Genomic DNA, 1,108 nt, shown 5'->3' with positions numbered 1-1,108 from the left:
GTGACTCCTCCGTGCGGGGTGCGGCGGTCGGTGTCGGTGTGCGCTTGCGGCGTGCGGTGCCGGGCCCGCGGTGGCGGGGCGGGCCGACTGCGGACAGCCGGGCGCGGCGGGGAGCCGGGCTCGGGCTGACCGATTGGACAGTCAGATTGCTGGCTCGTTTCCGCCGGGTCAAGACTTGTTCACTGACCGATCGGTCAGCTAGCTTGGTTGTTGCCTGACCGATCGGTCAGTAAACGTGCTTTCCTGTCACCGCACGCGCTTTGGTCCACATTCCTCCTGGTCAACGGGGGTACGGACCGACCCGCCCGGTCTGCCCGGCCCTCGCCCGGGCCCCCCACCCCACACCCCCGCACCCCCGCGATCTCCCTCCGGAGGCACGCATGAGCGGTCGTCGGCGTCTGGACTGGCTCGGACTCACCCCCGAACCGGAACGAGAACTCCCCGGGGCGGTCGCCGCCCTGCGCGCCGCCTCCACCGGCGCCTCCCCGAGCGCCTACACCTCCCCAGGCTCCTGCGCCGCCCCCGCCCCGCGGTCGCGGGACCCGGCGCGGGCCGAACGGCACCGCGTCGAGCAGCTGCTGCTGCGCGGCGGCCGGCGCGCCTGGCTGCGCTACCTCGCCGAGGTCACCGCCCTGGTGACCTCGGTCGCCGCCGGATCCCGGCCGGGCGACCCCGCCGCCGCCCTCCTCGCCGGTGAGGTCGTCCTCGACCACCACCGCATGCTCATCGGCCTCCCGGGACCGGGATACGGCCGCACCGCACGGGACCGCTCCGCGCTGGAGGACGCCGTACGGACCCTGCGCACCCGCACCCCGGAAGGAACCCGCCCGTGACCACGATCCGACTCCCGGGGGCGCCGCCGCCCGGCGGCGTCCTCGGGACGGCCCCGCACCGGGTCGAGAGCGCCGCCGCCTACCGCGCCGCGGGCGGCTACGCCCCCGCCGCCGGGCCGGAGGAACTCCTCGCCCGCCTCACCGGCTCCGGACTGCGCGGCCGCGGCGGCGCCGCCTTCCCCGCCGCCGTCAAGCTGCGCTCCGTACGCGAGGCCGGCGGCGCCCCCGTCGTCGTCGCCAACGGCGAGGAGGGGGAGCCCGGTTCGGCCAAGGAC

At 76.6% G+C, this 1,108-nt stretch carries 1 protein-coding gene and 1 pseudogene; both read left to right on the top strand.

The features are described 5' to 3' along the window. Positions 1 to 380: 380 nt before the first annotated feature. Positions 381 to 833: a hypothetical protein gene (locus tag ACFVXK_RS38730; RefSeq protein ID WP_389622122.1), complete on the top strand. Its 453-nt coding sequence runs from the start codon at positions 381 to 383 to the stop codon at positions 831 to 833. Beyond that, positions 830 to 1,108, top strand: a pseudogene (locus tag ACFVXK_RS38725) (Fe-S-binding domain-containing protein); the annotation flags it as partial. The gene ACFVXK_RS38730 and the pseudogene ACFVXK_RS38725, both read left to right, overlap by 4 nt.

Origin of the sequence: Streptomyces sp. NPDC058157, from assembly GCF_042884105.1 — a bacterium.
In the GTDB taxonomy this organism is placed as follows: domain Bacteria; phylum Actinomycetota; class Actinomycetes; order Streptomycetales; family Streptomycetaceae; genus Streptomyces.
This window is presented reverse-complemented; position numbering and strand designations above follow the sequence as displayed.

Coding starts and splice junctions, on each gene's coding strand:
- ACFVXK_RS38730 (WP_389622122.1), top strand. CDS start 381: ATGAGCGGTCGTCGGCGTCTGGACTGGCTCGGACTCACCCCCGAACCG.